At 71.3% G+C, this 14970-nt stretch carries 13 protein-coding genes; 12 read left to right on the top strand and 1 reads right to left on the bottom strand.

Annotated features, from left to right (window positions below; translation table 11 throughout):
* Positions 1 to 32 precede the first annotated feature (32 nt).
* The 12 genes from ACZ4AA_RS18090 (at position 33) to ACZ4AA_RS18145 (ending at position 14184) form a co-directional block, all read left to right on the top strand.
* The gene (locus tag ACZ4AA_RS18090) at positions 33 to 1700 is read left to right on the top strand and encodes a CTP synthase (RefSeq protein WP_387302809.1); all 1668 of its coding nucleotides are present in this window, start codon (positions 33 to 35) and stop codon (positions 1698 to 1700) included.
* A 110-nt stretch (positions 1701 to 1810) separates the two neighbouring features.
* Positions 1811 to 2437, top strand: coding sequence for an NUDIX domain-containing protein (locus ACZ4AA_RS18095; protein ID WP_467602530.1), 627 nt, complete (start codon positions 1811 to 1813; stop codon positions 2435 to 2437).
* A 216-nt stretch (positions 2438 to 2653) separates the two neighbouring features.
* Positions 2654 to 4735: a tetratricopeptide repeat protein gene (locus ACZ4AA_RS18100; protein WP_467602532.1), complete on the top strand. Its 2082-nt coding sequence runs from the start codon at positions 2654 to 2656 to the stop codon at positions 4733 to 4735.
* A 162-nt stretch (positions 4736 to 4897) separates the two neighbouring features.
* Positions 4898 to 6022 carry an alanine dehydrogenase gene (gene ald, locus ACZ4AA_RS18105; protein ID WP_467602534.1) on the top strand — a complete coding sequence of 375 codons (1125 nt, stop codon included), beginning with the start codon at positions 4898 to 4900 and terminating at the stop codon, positions 6020 to 6022.
* A gap of 425 nt (positions 6023 to 6447) precedes the next feature.
* Positions 6448 to 7575 carry a ParA family protein gene (locus tag ACZ4AA_RS18110; RefSeq protein WP_467602536.1) on the top strand — a complete coding sequence of 376 codons (1128 nt, stop codon included), beginning with the start codon at positions 6448 to 6450 and terminating at the stop codon, positions 7573 to 7575.
* Positions 7560 to 8132 carry a hypothetical protein gene (locus tag ACZ4AA_RS18115; protein WP_467602539.1) on the top strand — a complete coding sequence of 191 codons (573 nt, stop codon included), beginning with the start codon at positions 7560 to 7562 and terminating at the stop codon, positions 8130 to 8132. The genes ACZ4AA_RS18110 and ACZ4AA_RS18115 overlap by 16 nt, the downstream gene beginning before the upstream one ends.
* Before the next feature lie 18 nt (positions 8133 to 8150).
* The gene (locus tag ACZ4AA_RS18120; protein ID WP_467602541.1) at positions 8151 to 9518 is read left to right on the top strand and encodes a segregation and condensation protein A; all 1368 of its coding nucleotides are present in this window, start codon (positions 8151 to 8153) and stop codon (positions 9516 to 9518) included.
* Positions 9515 to 10171 (top strand): SMC-Scp complex subunit ScpB, encoded by a 657-nt coding sequence (gene scpB / locus ACZ4AA_RS18125; protein WP_467602543.1) that lies wholly within the window; start codon positions 9515 to 9517, stop codon positions 10169 to 10171. The genes ACZ4AA_RS18120 and scpB overlap by 4 nt, the downstream gene beginning before the upstream one ends.
* Positions 10171 to 11430: a pseudouridine synthase gene (locus ACZ4AA_RS18130; RefSeq protein ID WP_467602545.1), complete on the top strand. Its 1260-nt coding sequence runs from the start codon at positions 10171 to 10173 to the stop codon at positions 11428 to 11430. The genes scpB and ACZ4AA_RS18130 overlap by 1 nt, the downstream gene beginning before the upstream one ends.
* 175 nt (positions 11431 to 11605) lie before the next feature.
* Positions 11606 to 12349, top strand: a complete 744-nt coding sequence (locus ACZ4AA_RS18135; RefSeq protein ID WP_467602547.1) for an NUDIX hydrolase — start codon at positions 11606 to 11608, stop codon at positions 12347 to 12349.
* Between the two features lie 11 nt (positions 12350 to 12360).
* A complete protein-coding gene (locus ACZ4AA_RS18140) occupies positions 12361 to 13383 on the top strand; it encodes an ADP-ribosylglycohydrolase family protein (protein ID WP_467602549.1) in 1023 nt (340 codons plus the stop codon).
* A 3-nt stretch (positions 13384 to 13386) separates the two neighbouring features.
* Positions 13387 to 14184 carry a nucleotidyltransferase domain-containing protein gene (locus ACZ4AA_RS18145; protein WP_467602551.1) on the top strand — a complete coding sequence of 266 codons (798 nt, stop codon included), beginning with the start codon at positions 13387 to 13389 and terminating at the stop codon, positions 14182 to 14184.
* Here the strand turns inward: ACZ4AA_RS18145 and ACZ4AA_RS18150 are convergent.
* A complete protein-coding gene (locus ACZ4AA_RS18150; RefSeq protein ID WP_467602553.1) occupies positions 14152 to 14955 on the bottom strand; it encodes a nucleotidyltransferase domain-containing protein in 804 nt (267 codons plus the stop codon). The two genes, ACZ4AA_RS18145 and ACZ4AA_RS18150, sit on opposite strands and share 33 nt — an antisense overlap.
* Between the last annotated feature and the right edge of the window lie 15 nt (positions 14956 to 14970).

A 14970-nucleotide genomic window follows, 5' to 3' on the forward strand; every position in this document is an offset into this window, starting at 1 on the left:
CCCAGACCGACCACGGGAGCCCCCTCTTGGCCATGCCGCCCAGTGCTTTTCGAAACAGCACAGCCACGACGACCAAGCACATCTTCGTCACCGGGGGTGTCGCGTCCTCCCTCGGCAAGGGCCTGACCGCCTCCAGCCTGGGCGCGCTGCTCAAGGCACGGGGTCTGCGCGTCACGATGCAGAAGCTCGACCCGTACCTGAACGTCGACCCGGGCACCATGAACCCGTTCCAGCACGGCGAGGTGTTCGTCACCAACGACGGCGCCGAGACGGACCTGGACATCGGGCACTACGAGCGCTTCCTCGACGTGGACCTGGACGGCTCGGCCAACGTGACCACCGGTCAGGTGTACTCCACCGTCATCGCCAAGGAGCGGCGCGGCGAGTACCTCGGTGACACCGTCCAGGTGATCCCGCACATCACCAACGAGATCAAGCACCGCATCCGCCGTATGGCGACCGACGACGTCGACGTCGTCATCACCGAGGTCGGCGGCACGGTCGGCGACATCGAGTCCCTGCCCTTCCTGGAGACGGTCCGCCAGGTCCGCCACGAGGTCGGCCGCGACAACGTCTTCGTCGTGCACATCTCGCTGCTGCCCTACATCGGCCCGTCCGGCGAGCTGAAGACCAAGCCGACCCAGCACTCGGTCGCGGCGCTGCGCAACATCGGTATCCAGCCCGACGCGATCGTGCTGCGGGCCGACCGCGAGGTCCCCACCGCCATCAAGCGCAAGATCTCGCTGATGTGCGACGTCGACGAGGCCGCCGTGGTCGCCGCGATCGACGCCAAGTCGATCTACGACATCCCGAAGGTCCTGCACACCGAGGGCCTCGACGCCTACGTCGTCCGCAAGCTGGACCTGCCCTTCCGTGACGTGGACTGGGCGACCTGGGACGACCTGCTGGACCGCGTCCACAACCCGGTCCACGAGATCACCATGGCGCTCGTCGGCAAGTACATCGACCTGCCCGACGCCTACCTCTCGGTCACCGAGGCGCTGCGCGCCGGCGGTTTCGCCAACAAGGCCCGCGTCAAGATCAAGTGGGTCGCCTCGGACGACTGCAAGACCCCGGCGGGCGCGGCCAAGCAGCTCGGCGACGTCGACGCGATCTGCATCCCCGGCGGCTTCGGCGACCGCGGTGTCTCCGGCAAGGTCGGCGCGATCCAGTACGCCCGCGAGAACCGCATCCCGCTGCTCGGCCTGTGCCTCGGCCTCCAGTGCATCGTGATCGAGGCCGCGCGGAACCTGGCGGACATCCCGGACGCCAACTCCACCGAGTTCGACTCCGGCACCGGCCACCCGGTCATCTCCACGATGGCCGAGCAGCTCGACATCGTGGCGGGCGAGGGCGACATGGGCGGCACCATGCGCCTGGGCATGTACCCGGCCAAGCTCGCCGAGGGCTCGATCGTGCGCGAGGTGTACGACGGCAAGGAGTACGTCGAGGAGCGCCACCGTCACCGCTACGAGGTGAACAACGCCTACCGCGCCGAGCTGGAGAAGAAGGCCGGCCTCCAGTTCTCCGGCACCTCCCCGGACGGCAAGCTCGTCGAGTACGTCGAGTACCCGCGCGACGTCCACCCGTACCTGGTCGCGACCCAGGCGCACCCCGAGCTGCGCTCCCGTCCGACCCGGCCGCACCCGCTCTTCGCGGGCCTGGTCAAGGCCGCGGTGGCGCGCAAGACGGGCAAGTAGTACCAGGGTTGTACGGTGACCGGGGTGCGGGTCCGCGGGTGTTCCCGCCGGACGCGCACCCCGGTCCCGTGACCGGACCGGCTTCTTTTGCGCGCGTGGGAGGACAGGCCATGACGATCAAGGACACCCCCGAGGAGTGGGAGGTCCGGGCGACCGAGACCCCCTTCAAGGGCAACAAGACCTCGGTGCGCACCGACGACGTGGTCATGCCCGGCGGCTCCGTCGTCCGTCGCGACTACCAGGTCCACCCGGGCTCCGTGGCCGTGCTCGCCCTGGACGAGGAGGACCGGGTCCTGGTCCTGCGCCAGTACCGCCACCCGGTGCGCCAGAAGCTGTGGGAGATCCCGGCGGGCCTGCTCGACGTCCCCGGCGAGAACCCGCTGCACGCCGCTCAGCGCGAGCTCTACGAGGAGGCGCACGTCAAGGCGGAGACCTGGCGGGTGCTGACCGACGTCTACACCACGCCCGGCGGCTGCGACGAGGCCATCCGGATCTTCCTGGCCCGCGATCTCTCCCAGGCGGAGGGCGAGCGGTTCGAGGTCGAGGACGAGGAGGCCGACATGGAGCTGGCCCGCGTCCCCCTCGGCGAACTCGTCGCCGGAGTGCTCGCCGGTGATCTGCACAACAACTGCCTGGTCGTGGGCGTCCTCTCGCTCGTCGCCGCGCGGCAGGGCGCCGGACCGGAGGCCCTGCGTCCGGCCGGGGCGCCGTGGCCCGCGCGCCCCTTCGAGGCCTGACCCCGGCTCCGGGACGGCCGGGCCCTCCCATCGCCCCGCCCCGGACGGTCGTATACGCCCGTCCGGAGTCACCGGTCCTACGATCGCCTGATCCGATCGGGGGACGTATCCGTCGCGCTCCGTCCGGATCGTCGCAGAGCGTGAACTAGGCTCTGGAAAACGCCCGTACCGGAGTCCCGGCGGGCTTGCGCGTGCAGTGGAACGGGAGCGTGGCCCGTGGCGGATCAGGCGGTGGACGAAGGCGGCACCAAGGTGACGCCCAAGGGGCAGCGCCCGGCTGCCGGGTCCGCTCCTACGGAGAGTCAGTTCCTGGGCCGTACAAGAGAGTTGAAGGAACTCCGGGCGGACATCGAGCGGGCAGGCCTCGACACCATCGCCGGCCGCAAGGCCCCCCGGGCGCGGGTGCTCCTCATCGCCGGCAAGCCCGGCTCGGGCCGTACCGCGCTCGCCGCCCAGCTCGCCGCACAGGTCGCCGAGAGTTACCCCGACGGCATCCTGAGCGCCCGGCTCACCGAACCCGACGGCACACCGGTGCCCACCGAGGCCACCGCGCGGGACCTGCTCGACGCCCTCGGGGTGTCCGCACCCCCCGGAGCCGGCGCCGACGAACTCTGCGAGCGGCTGCGCGAGGCCCTCGCGATCCGCCGGGCGGTGCTGCTGCTCGACGACGCGGCCGACGCCGAGCAGGTCGACGCGCTGCTGCCCGACTCCCCGGACTGCCTGGTCGTCGCCGTCTCCGGCGGGCCGCTGACCGGGATCGCGGACGTCCGCCCGTGCACCCTCGGCGGCCTCGACACCAAGTCCGCCCTCGAACTCCTCGGCCACTTCACCGGCTCGGTGCGCATCACCGTCGACCCGCTCGCCGCCGAAGGACTGGTCGAACTGTGCGCGGGCCAGGCGACCGCCCTGGTGCTGGCCGGCGGCTGGCTCGCCGCCCGCCCCGCCGTCGCCGTCGCCGACCTCGCCAAACAGCTGCGCACCGAGGGCGTGGACGGCACCCCGATGGAGCGCGTCCTGCGACTCTCGTACGCCTCCCTGCCGGGCAGCGCCGCGCGGATGCTGCGCCTGCTCTCCCTGGCCCCCGCGGGTCTCGTCGACCCGCACACCGCCTCCGCGCTGGCCGGCTGCTCGGTCCAGTCGGCGCACACCATGCTGGACGAGTTCGTCGCCCTCGGCCTGCTGCGGGCGGTCCCCTCGCAGCTGCCGCAGTACGAGGTCCCCGGCTGCCTCCAGTCCGGGCTCCGCGCGCTCGTCGACACCCACGACCGGCCCGCCGAGGTCCAGCTGGCCCGCGCCCGGATGCTGGAGCGGACCGTACGGCTCCTCGTGTCCTGCCGCGCCATCACCGAGACCGACAGCTCCCCGGCCCGGGAGCGGCTGGCCGGGATGCCGCGCGCCCTGCGCTTCGCCGGTCCCCGGGCCGCCGAGGACTGGCTGCGCGTGCGCAGGCCCGCGCTGCTCGCCTCGGCCCGGCTGGCCGTCGCCGACGGGGAACTGGACACCCTGGCCCGGCGCCTGATGGCCGCCCTGGTGCGGGCGATGGCCGCGCACTTCGGCACCCGGGCAGCGGCGCCCGACCTGTACGGCATCCACCGGCTCGTCCTGGACGTCGCCGAACGCCGCGACCTGCCCCGCGAGAAGGCGGCGGCGCTGCTCAATCTCGCCGATCTGGACGCGCAGACGGGCCGCAGGACCGGCGCCCTCGCCCGCTACCGGGCCGCGCTCGACGCCGGACGCGAGGCGAACGATCCCTACGCGACCGGCCGCGCGATGGAATCCGTAGGCGGCGCCCACCAGGAACTCGGGGACCACGACCGGGCCGCCGACTGGTACGGCAGAGCGCTCGCCCAGCGGCTGGCGCGCGACGAGCGGGTGGACGCCGCCCGGCTCTACGGGCGCATCGCCACGGCGCACACCTACGCGGGCCGCTACGGCGAGGCGCAGGTCAACTGGCGCGCCGCGGTCGCCTGGCACCGCAAGAACGGTGATGTCGCCTCCCAGGCAAGGGCGTTGAGCGAGATGGCCCGTGTCCAGGAGTACGCCGGACGCCCCGAGGAGTCGCTGCGCACCTGCCAGGAGGCCGTCGAGTGGGCGCGCCGCGCGGACGACGTACGGCTTCAGGCCGCGCTCCAGGTCAGGCTGGCCGACACCCTGGAGCGGCTGGGCGACCCGGCAGCCGCCGGGCTGCACCGAGCGGCGGCCGAGCGCATGCTGGGAGATGAGCTCCTGGAGAGCACATCCGGCATGGAACACGACGCTAACGCCTACGAAATCCGCAGTGCATCCGCTGAAGATTGATGCATTGAAAGGCTAGACAGAGGGAATCCCTTCATTAGACTGGCTCCGCCGCGTTCTTCCGTGGTGTCTCCCGGTGTGCTCCCGTACGTCGGGTATGACATGCATTGCCTGGCTTGCATCGCCTCGGCATGCATAGCCCCAGAGCCCTCTGAGTCAAGGACCGTGATCGACGTGAAGGTCGGCATCCCCCGCGAGGTCAAGAACAACGAGTTCCGGGTGGCCATCACCCCCGCTGGTGTGCACGAGCTCGTGCGCCACGGCCACCAGGTCTTCGTCGAGCAGAACGCCGGTGTCGGCTCCTCGATCACGGACGAGGAGTACGTCTCCGCCGGCGCGCAGATCCTGCCCACCGCCGACGAGGTCTGGGCCACCGCCGACCTGCTGCTGAAGGTCAAGGAGCCCATCGCCGAGGAGTATCACCGCCTCCGCAAGGACCAGACGCTCTTCACCTACCTGCACCTGGCCGCCTCCCGCGAGTGCACGGACGCCCTCCTGGAGTCCGGCACCACGGCCATCGCCTACGAGACCGTCGAGCTGCCGAGCCGCGCCCTGCCGCTGCTCGCCCCGATGTCCGAGGTCGCGGGCCGTCTCGCCCCGCAGGTCGGCGCCTACCACCTGATGCGCGCCAACGGCGGCCGCGGTGTCCTGCCCGGCGGTGTCCCGGGCGTGCTGCCCGCCAAGGCCGTCGTCATCGGCGGTGGTGTCTCCGGCTGGAACGCCGCGCAGATCGCCATCGGCATGGGCTTCGACGTGACGCTGCTCGACCGCGACATCAACAAGCTGCGCGAGGCCGACAAGATCTTCGGCACGAAGATCAAGGCCGTCATGTCCAACTCCTTCGAGCTGGAGAAGGCCTGCCTGGAGGCCGACCTCGTGATCGGCGCCGTGCTGATCCCCGGTGCCAAGGCGCCGAAGCTGGTCACCAACGAGCTCGTCTCCCGGATGAAGCCGGGCAGTGTCCTTGTCGACATCGCGATCGACCAGGGCGGCTGCTTCGAGGACTCCCGCCCCACCACGCACGCCGAGCCGACCTTCCCGGTCCACAACTCGGTCTTCTACTGCGTCGCCAACATGCCCGGCGCGGTCCCCAACACCTCGACGTACGCGCTGACCAACGCCACGCTGCCGTACATCGTCGAGCTCGCCGACCGCGGCTGGACCGAGGCGCTGCGACGTGACAACGCGCTGGCCAAGGGTCTCAACACCCATGACGGCAAGGTTGTTTACCGCGAGGTCGCCGAGGCCCACGGGCTGGAGCACGTCGCGCTGGAGAGCCTGCTCGGCTGACTTTGCCGATGGCTCCATGAGTCGACATTTTCGGTCGACTCCGCGCCGACAAAAGGCGATACGTCAACACGGGTCGTCAACACCGCTCACCAGGCCGGACCTTGCCCGACAAGGTCCGGCCGGGTGTGTGTCGGGTCACTTTGCGACACTCGTTCAACTCGCCACGAACGTAACTCTTCAACCGATTCGCACCCCGGTGAAACCTGCCGTGCGACGGGCTTACGCCCTTGACAGAGGGATGTTCGGTTGCCGACACATCGGGTCGGGTCCGGCGGATTGTGTTGCTGCGGAGCGGTGACACGCCATAGAGTCGCCAACCGTCGGCATGGTGCCACGCTGACCTATCGAGAAGTTTCCTGGTCACCAAGGAGGTAAGACGACTTGTGAATGAGTCGACATTTACTCCCGGGGGTGGTCAACCAGGAATGCCGGCGCGGGGCCAGGACCCCACGGGGCTCGAGGCTGTCGGCTCCGTCGCTGTCCGCACCTTCGCAGCCCATCAGAGTCCCCGGACGACTCAGACAGCACACCCGAGCATGGATGGCCATCACGTGAACGCCATGGCCGGCAACGGAAGTGGCGGGAACCACACCCACTTCGCCGACTACGACGAACTGCCCGAGGGGCACTTCTACGACCCCGACGCCGAGTACGAGCCCGATCCGGAGTACGCGGCCACGCTCGCGCCCGACGCGGCCCGTCAGCGCCGTGAGCGCATCGGCCCGACGGGGCGCCCGCTGCCCTACTTCCCGATCCCGGGTCCGCTGACCAGTCACGGCCCCGCGACGATCATCGCGATGTGCAACCAGAAGGGCGGCGTGGGCAAGACCACGTCGACCATCAACCTGGGTGCCGCGCTCGCGGAGTACGGACGCCGGGTGCTGCTCGTCGACTTCGACCCGCAGGGCGCGCTGTCCGTGGGACTCGGCGTCAACCCGATGGAGCTCGACCTCACCGTCTACAACCTGCTCATGGAGCGGGGCATGGCGGCCGACGAGGTGCTCCTGAAGACGGCGGTCCCGAACATGGACCTGCTGCCCAGCAACATCGACCTGTCCGCCGCCGAGGTTCAGCTGGTGAGCGAGGTCGCCCGCGAGTCCACGCTCCAGCGCGCCCTGAAGCCGCTGATGGCCGACTACGACTACATCGTGATCGACTGCCAGCCCTCGCTCGGCCTGCTGACCGTGAACGCGCTGACGGCCGCCCACAAGGTGATCGTGCCGCTGGAGTGCGAGTTCTTCGCGCTGCGCGGTGTCGCGCTGCTCACCGAGACGATCGAGAAGGTCCAGGAACGGCTCAACCCCGAGCTGGAGCTCGACGGCATCCTCGCCACGATGTACGACTCCCGCACGGTGCACAGCCGTGAGGTGCTCGCTCGCGTCGTCGAGGCCTTCGACGATCACGTCTACCACACCGTGATCGGCCGGACCGTCCGCTTCCCGGAGACCACGGTCGCCGGTGAGCCGATCACCACGTACGCCTCCAACTCCGTCGGTGCCGCCGCCTATCGCCAGCTCGCCAGGGAGGTGCTCGCCCGGTGTCACGCCGAGTGAGTCTGCCGGGGGCCGACGAACTGTTCCGTACCACCGGGGGCATGGCGCTCCAGGCATCCACCCCCAACCGCCGGACCAACGGCGAGGCCCGTGTGCCGGCTCCGGCCGGCGAGGGCGACGCGTCGGCCGGGGAGGACACTCCCCAGTCGGTGCCCGTCCAGGGCGGTGACGGCGAGGGCGACGAACATGTCGCCGCCGAGCCGTCCGGCGCGGGGGAGTCGCGCAGCAGGGGAGGCGCCCCGGACCGTTCGGGGCGCGTCCGGCCGCCGCAGGAAGGTTCTGCCGGCACGTCGGCCTCCGTGCAGTCGTCCCGCAAGCGGGCGCGCGCCGCGAACCGCCGGCCCAGCGGGCGGGAACGGCACGACGAGAAGATCACGGTGTACGTGTCCGCCGAGGAGCTGATGGACCTCGAACACGCGCGCCTGGTGCTCCGCGGTGAGCACGGTCTCGCCGTCGACCGCGGGCGGATCGTCCGCGAGGCGGTCGCCGTGGTCCTCGCGGACCTGGAATCGCGCGGCGAGGCGAGCATTCTCGTACGGCGACTGCGCGGGCGGTAGCGGTAGCCTTCGACGGCTATGACCGCGAACGTCCCGCCTCCGTCAGCCGCCTCCGGCGGTCGTCGGCGTGTGCTGGGACGCGGCCCCGGGACGCCATCGGCTCCCCCCGAGCCGCCGGAGGCCCTGGAGCATTCCGAGCCGCCGGAAGGCGCGGAGCAGTACGAGCCGCCGGAAGCCGTGGAGCCGTCCGGCCGGCCGGTGGCCCCTGAGCCGTCGGGGGAACCCGGGTCGGCGGAGCCGTCGGAGGTGTCCGCCGCGGCGGACACGGGGCCCGTACGGACCGTCGAGCACCCTCAGACCCCCTCCGAGCCGTTCGAGGCGCCCGTGGAGGGCCCCGCGGCGCCCACGCGCCCCGATGTGCCGGTCGAGCCCCCCAAGGCGCCCCAGGGCGCCCCTGAGGCGTCCGAGGACCCGCACCCGGATTCCGGGGACGTTGCGGACGGCCCCGGGGACGGCGTCTTCAAGGTGCGCCTGGCGAACTTCGAGGGGCCCTTCGACCTGCTCCTCCAGCTGATCTCCAAGCACAAGCTCGACGTCACCGAGGTGGCGTTGTCCAAGGTCACCGACGAGTTCATGGCGCACATCCGGGCGATGGGCCCCGACTGGGACCTCGACCAGACGACCGAGTTCCTCGTCGTCGCGGCGACCCTGCTCGATCTGAAGGCGGCCCGGCTGCTGCCCTCCGCGGAGGTCGAGGACGAGGCCGACCTGGCCCTGCTGGAGGCCAGGGACCTGCTGTTCGCGCGGCTGCTCCAGTACCGCGCGTACAAACGGATCGCCGACATCTTCAACGCGCGCCTGGAGGAGGAGGCCCGCCGCTACCCCCGTACCGTCGGTCTGGAGGAGCGGTACGCCGAACTGCTGCCCGAGGTGGTCATCAGCATCGGTCCCGAGGGCTTCGCGAAACTCGCCGTGAAGGCGATGCAGCCCCGGCCCACGCCCCAGGTGTACGTCGACCACATCCACGCGCCGCTCGTCAGCGTGCAGGAACAGGCCGGGATCGTCGTGGCACGGCTGAGGGAACTCGGCGAGGCCAGCTTCCGCTCGCTCGTCGAGGACACCGACGACACCCTCACCGTGGTCGCCCGCTTCCTGGCGCTGCTGGAGCTCTACCGGGAGAAGGTCGTCGCGCTGGACCAGGAGGAGGCCCTCGGGGACCTCCTGGTGCGCTGGACGGGCGGGGAGGGCGAGGAGACGCCCCGGGTGACCGACGAGTTCGACCGGCCGGCGGAAGCGGCGAAGGACGCGGCGCCCCGCGGCACCGGTAAGGCCGGCACCGGGAAGAGCGGCACCGCGAGGAACGGCACCGCGAGGAACGGCACCGCTAGGAACGGCACCGCGAAGAACGACACCGAGAAGGACGGGACCGAGAAGGAGAAGACGTGAGCGAGGAGACCACCGGCGCCCCCGCGGGCCCGCCCGCCGTCGCGGACCTCGATCTCGGGGCCGCCCTGGAGGCCGTCCTCATGATCGTGGACGAGCCCGCCACCGAGGAACACCTCGCCAGGATCCTGGAACGGCCCAGGCGGCAGGTCGCGGACGCGCTGCGCGCGCTGGCCGACGAGTACACCGTCCAGGGCCGCGGATTCGAGCTCCGGCTGATCGCGGGCGGCTGGCGTTTCTACTCGCGTCCCGCCTACGCGAGCGCCGTCGAACGCTTCGTCCTGGACGGTCAGCACGCCCGGCTCACCCAGGCGGCCCTGGAGACGCTCGCCGTGGTCGCGTACCGCCAGCCGGTCAGCCGGTCGAGGGTCTCGGCGGTCCGCGGAGTCAACTGCGACGGCGTGATGCGCACCCTCCTCCAGCGCGGTCTGGTGGCCGAGGCGGGCACGGAACCCGAAACAGGTGCGATCCTGTACACGACGACGAACTACTTCCTGGAGCGAATGGGCCTGCGTGGTCTGGACGAGCTCCCGGAGCTCGCGCCCTTCCTCCCCGAGGCGGACGCGATCGAGGCAGAGACGCTGGAAGGGGTCCCGTCGTTCGATCCGGACGCACCGGATGCAGACGCAGACGACACGACGACGACGGAACTTTGATGCGAAGCAGTGGCAGCGGCAGTGGCAGTAACAGCGGGCGCGGCAACCCGCGCGGAACCGGCGGGAGCGGCGGTTCGCGTGGCAGCGGCGCGCCCCGTGGGGCCGGCGGAGGCGGTGGCTCGCGCGGCGGAAGCGGTGGCGGCTCCCGTGGTGGGAGCGGCGGCGGCTTCCGTGGTGGGAGCGGTGGGAGCGGTGGCGGCTCGCGCGGTACGGGCGGCGGCGGCTTCCAGCCGAGGAGCTCGGCGGCGGGTTCGGGCACGGGGCGTGACGACCAGCCCAAGCGTCCCAGCAAGCCCCGTCCCGAGGAGCGTCGCTACGACGTAGGCCCCGGGGGCACGCACGAAGGCCCGAAGTCCGGGCGCGGAGCCTCGGCGCGCGGTGGCGCCAAGGGCGGCCCCAAGCAGGGCCAGCAGCGCGGCGGCCGTACGGAGAACGCGCGCTCCCGTGAGTACGAGACCCGGACCGAGGAGCGCAACCGCGACCGGTACGCGGGCAAGCCCGACATCAAGCTGCCCAAGACCTTCCCGGGTGCCGAGGAGGAGGGCGAGCGCCTTCAGAAGATCCTCGCGCGAGCGGGCTACGGCTCCCGGCGCGCCTGCGAGGAGCTGGTCGACCAGGCCAGGGTCGAGGTCAACGGCCAGATCGTCCTGGAGCAGGGGCTGCGCGTCGACCCGGAGAAGGACGAGATCAAGGTCGACGGCCTGACGGTCGCGACCCAGTCGTACCAGTTCTTCTCGCTGAACAAGCCCGCCGGTGTCGTCTCCACCATGGAGGACAACGAGGGCCGCCAGTGCCTCGGCGACTACGTGACGAACCGCGAGACGCGGCTCTTCCACGTGGGCCGGCTCGACACCGAGACCGAGGGTGTCATCCTGCTCACCAACCACGGTGAGCTGGCGCACCGGCTGACCCACCCCAAGTACGGCGTGAAGAAGGTCTACCTCGCGCACATCGTGGGACCGATCCCGCGCGACCTGGGCAAGCGGCTCAAGGACGGCATCCAGCTGGAGGACGGTTACGCGAAGGCGGACCACTTCCGGGTCGTCGAGCAGACCGGCAAGAACTACCTCGTCGAGGTGACCCTGCACGAGGGTCGCAAGCACATCGTGCGCCGCATGCTCGCCGAGGCCGGCTTCCCGGTCGACAAGCTGGTGCGCGTCTCCTTCGGCCCGATCACCCTGGGCGACCAGAAGTCGGGCTGGCTGCGCCGCCTGTCGAACACCGAGGTCGGCATGCTCATGGCCGAGGTCGGTCTCTGACCCCGTCAGCTCGCTGAGACGGCCGGTCCCGGAACTTCTCCGGGGCCGGCCGTCGCGTTTCCGCCTCGGCCAACCCGAGCGCAACTTCCGCGGCCGAGAACCTTGTTGACAGCCACCGCTCCCTTTATAGTCGTAGTGACCATGGTCAAGATGACCATAAAAGAAAGGGTGCGGGGTGGAGACAGGGGAGAGCCGCACGCCCGGGGGCGCGGCACCCGAGGGCTACGACAAATACGCCTTCGAGCCCTTCGCCGTCACCGTCGACCTGGCCGTCCTGACCGTCCGCGCGGGCGCCCTCCAGGTCCTGCTCGTCGAGCGGGGCACCGAGCCCTACGCGGGCCGATGGGCCCTGCCCGGCGGATTCGTCCTGCCCCGCGAGTCCGCCGAGGAGGCGGCCCGGCGTGAACTCGCCGAGGAGACCGGCCTGTCGGACCTGACGGGACTCCACCTGGAGCAGCTGCGCACCTACAGCGAACCCGACCGCGACCCCCGCATGCGGGTCGTCTCCGTCGCCTTCGCCGCCCTGCTGCCCGACCCTCCCGAACCGCACGGCGGCGGCGACGCGGCGCGGGCCATGTGGCTGCCGTTCGACGACCTCGGCCCGCTCGCCTTCGACCACGACCGGATCCTCGCCGACGCCCATGACCGTGTGGGCGCCCGACTCGAGTACTCCTGTCTCGCCACGTCCTTCTGCCCGCCCGAGTTCACCCTCGGAGAGCTCCAGCACGTCTACGAGACGGTGTGGGGCACCGCGCTCGACCGGCCCAACTTCCGCCGCAAGGTCCTCGCCACCCCCGGGTTCGTCGAACAGGTCCCCGGCGCCGCGCGCCTCACCGGCGGACGCGGCAAACCCGCCGCCCTCTACCGCGCGGGCGGCGCCAAGGCACTGCACCCACCCCTGCTGCGCCCCACCTCGTAAGGACGGCTCCGATGACCAGCACGACCCTCACCAAACGCGCGGCGACCGGTTCCCTCATCGGCCTGGCCCTCGGTGACGCGCTCGGGTCCCCCACCGAGTTCAGCCCCGTGCCCGACATCCTCGAAAAGTTCGGTCCCTGGCCGCAGATGGCGCTGCCCCGCCCCGCGATCGTCACCGACGACACCCAGATGACCCTGGCGCTGGCGAACGGACTGCGCACCGCCATGGACCGCGGACTGCTCGGCCCGCAGCGGATGGAACGGCCGGTGCGCGAGGAGTTCGTGAACTGGTACCAGTCGCCCGAGAACAACCGGGCCCCCGGCCGCACCTGCCTGGTCGCCTGCGATCTCCTCAAGGACGAGAAGCGCCGCTGGCAGGAGGCCAGCCAGACCGGCTCCAAGGGCTGCGGCGCCAACATGCGCGTGGCGCCCGTCGGACTCGCCCGCGGACTCAGCGACGAACAGCGCGCGGGGGCGGCCCAGTTGCAGGCGGCGCTCACCCACGGCCACCCCACCGCGCTCGCCGCCTCCGACCTCACCGCCCACACCGTGCGGCTGCTCTCCCAGGGCACGAGGCCGGCGGAGCTGACGACCCTCCTGCTCTCCTACGCGCACGAGAACCGGCACCGCTACCACTCCCGCTGGCTCGGCGACCTGTGGACCTTCTGCCACGACGCCACACCCGAGCAGTACATGGCGCGCGGCTGGGACGAGTGCATCGCGGCCCTGGAGAACGTCCGCCGGGCCGTGCGCACCGCCTCGCCCGAGTCCGACCCCTGTCTGGCCACCGGCGAGGGCTGGATCGCCGAGGAGGCGTTCGCCACCGGCCTGCTGTGCTTCCTGATGTTCGCCGACGAGCCCCTGACCGCGCTGCGCCGGGCCGCCTGCACCTCGGGCGACTCCGACTCCATCGCCTGCCTGACCGGCGCGTTCGCGGGCGCCCACCACGGCTCGGACGCCTGGCCGGACGAGTGGGCCGACCGCATCGAGTACCACAGCGACCTCATGGCGCTGGGGGCCCTCTGGGATGCTTGACCCATGACCGACGTCCTCGGCATCGGCGCCGACCTCGCAAGCGTGGTGGGCGAAGAGCCCGACCCCGTGCTCTTCGCCACCGTCTCCGGGGCGCACCTGTACGGATTTCCCTCGCGCGACTCCGACGTCGACCTGCGCGGTGTCCATGTGCTGCCGACGGCCGATCTGGTGGGACTGCGCGAGCCGGAGGAGACCCGCTCCAGGATGTGGGTGCGGGAGGGGACCGAGCTGGACCTGGTCACCCACGACCTGCGCAAGTTCGTACGGCTGATGCTGCGCCGCAACGGCTACGTCCTGGAGCAGCTGCTCTCGCCGCTGGTCGTGCGTACCGGCGACGCACACCGTGAACTGGTCTCGCTCGCCCCCGGGGTCGTCACCCGCCATCACGCCCACCACTACCGGGGGTTCGCGGCCACGCAGTGGCGGCTCTTCGAGAAGAGCGGCGAACTCAAGCCGCTGCTCTACACGTTCAGGGTGCTGCTCACCGGCATCCACCTCATGCGCAGCGGCGAGGTGCAGGCCGATCTGCCCACGCTGGCCGGACAGATCGCGTCCCCCGCGTATCTCCCGGACCTCATCGCCGCGAAGGCGGAGCGTGAGCACGGGGCCGCCGACGTCCTCCACCCGCGCGTGCGGGAGGACGTGGAGCGGCTGCACGTCGTCCTCGACGAGGCGCAGGAGGCCTCGGCGCTGCCGGACGCCCCCTCCGCCCACGACGCTCTGCACGCCTTCGTCGTCAGGGTCCGGCTGGACGGGGCCGGGGAGGCGCTACCGGTCCGCGGCGGGGTCCCGCAGCGCTGAGGCGCGGCGGACCCGGACCAGGAAGTCCTGCACGCGCGCGTGGTCCGGCTCGGGCGGGAGCGGGCTGCGGGCGGCCGCCTCGTCGGTCTCCGCCGCCAGCCGGACCATCAGGCGCTCGACCTCGCTCCAGGACACCTCGCCCCGCTTCACCGCGAGCAGCGGCTCGCGCTGGTCCCCGACGTCGACCGTCAGGGACCCGGTGCGCAGCAGATCGCGCGAGCTTCTCAGCAGACGCAGCAGATGCATGGCGTGCTTCCAGCGCGGGGCGCCGTGCGTACGGACGTCGGCCTCCAGCTTCTTGCGCTGGCCCAGGGCGTAGCGGGTGAAGGTCTCGTGCGCCCGACGGGAGAGGAACGCCCGGCGCAGATCGAGGAGTTCGCGGCCGGTGTCGTCGACGTACGCGACGAGCGGGGAGTGCAGGCACTCCAGGATGTTCGGGTTGGCGCGCAGCGCGAGTTCGCACAGCCGCTCCAGCTCCCAGCTGAACTGCTCCGGTGCCGGGCCCTCGACATGCGTCGGCGGTTTCTCGAAGCGCCAGAACAACGCGGTCGGGGCGACGAACACACCCCGCAGGTCCGTGTCACTGTCTTCCGTGGCCAGGCCGAAGGCGCGGGACCCCATCACGCAGGAGTAGATCGTGTGGTCCCGCACCAGTGAGAGTCCGGACTCGGGGATCGCCGGCGTGGACGAGGGTGTGGATGACACGGACACCGGCGCCGGATGCGTCCGGGGTCCCTGCCGTGCCTGGTGTGCCTGGGGCTCGGAGCTCATGTCCCGGAGCGTACG

It is taken from the genome of Streptomyces sp. NPDC024698, from assembly GCF_055559015.1.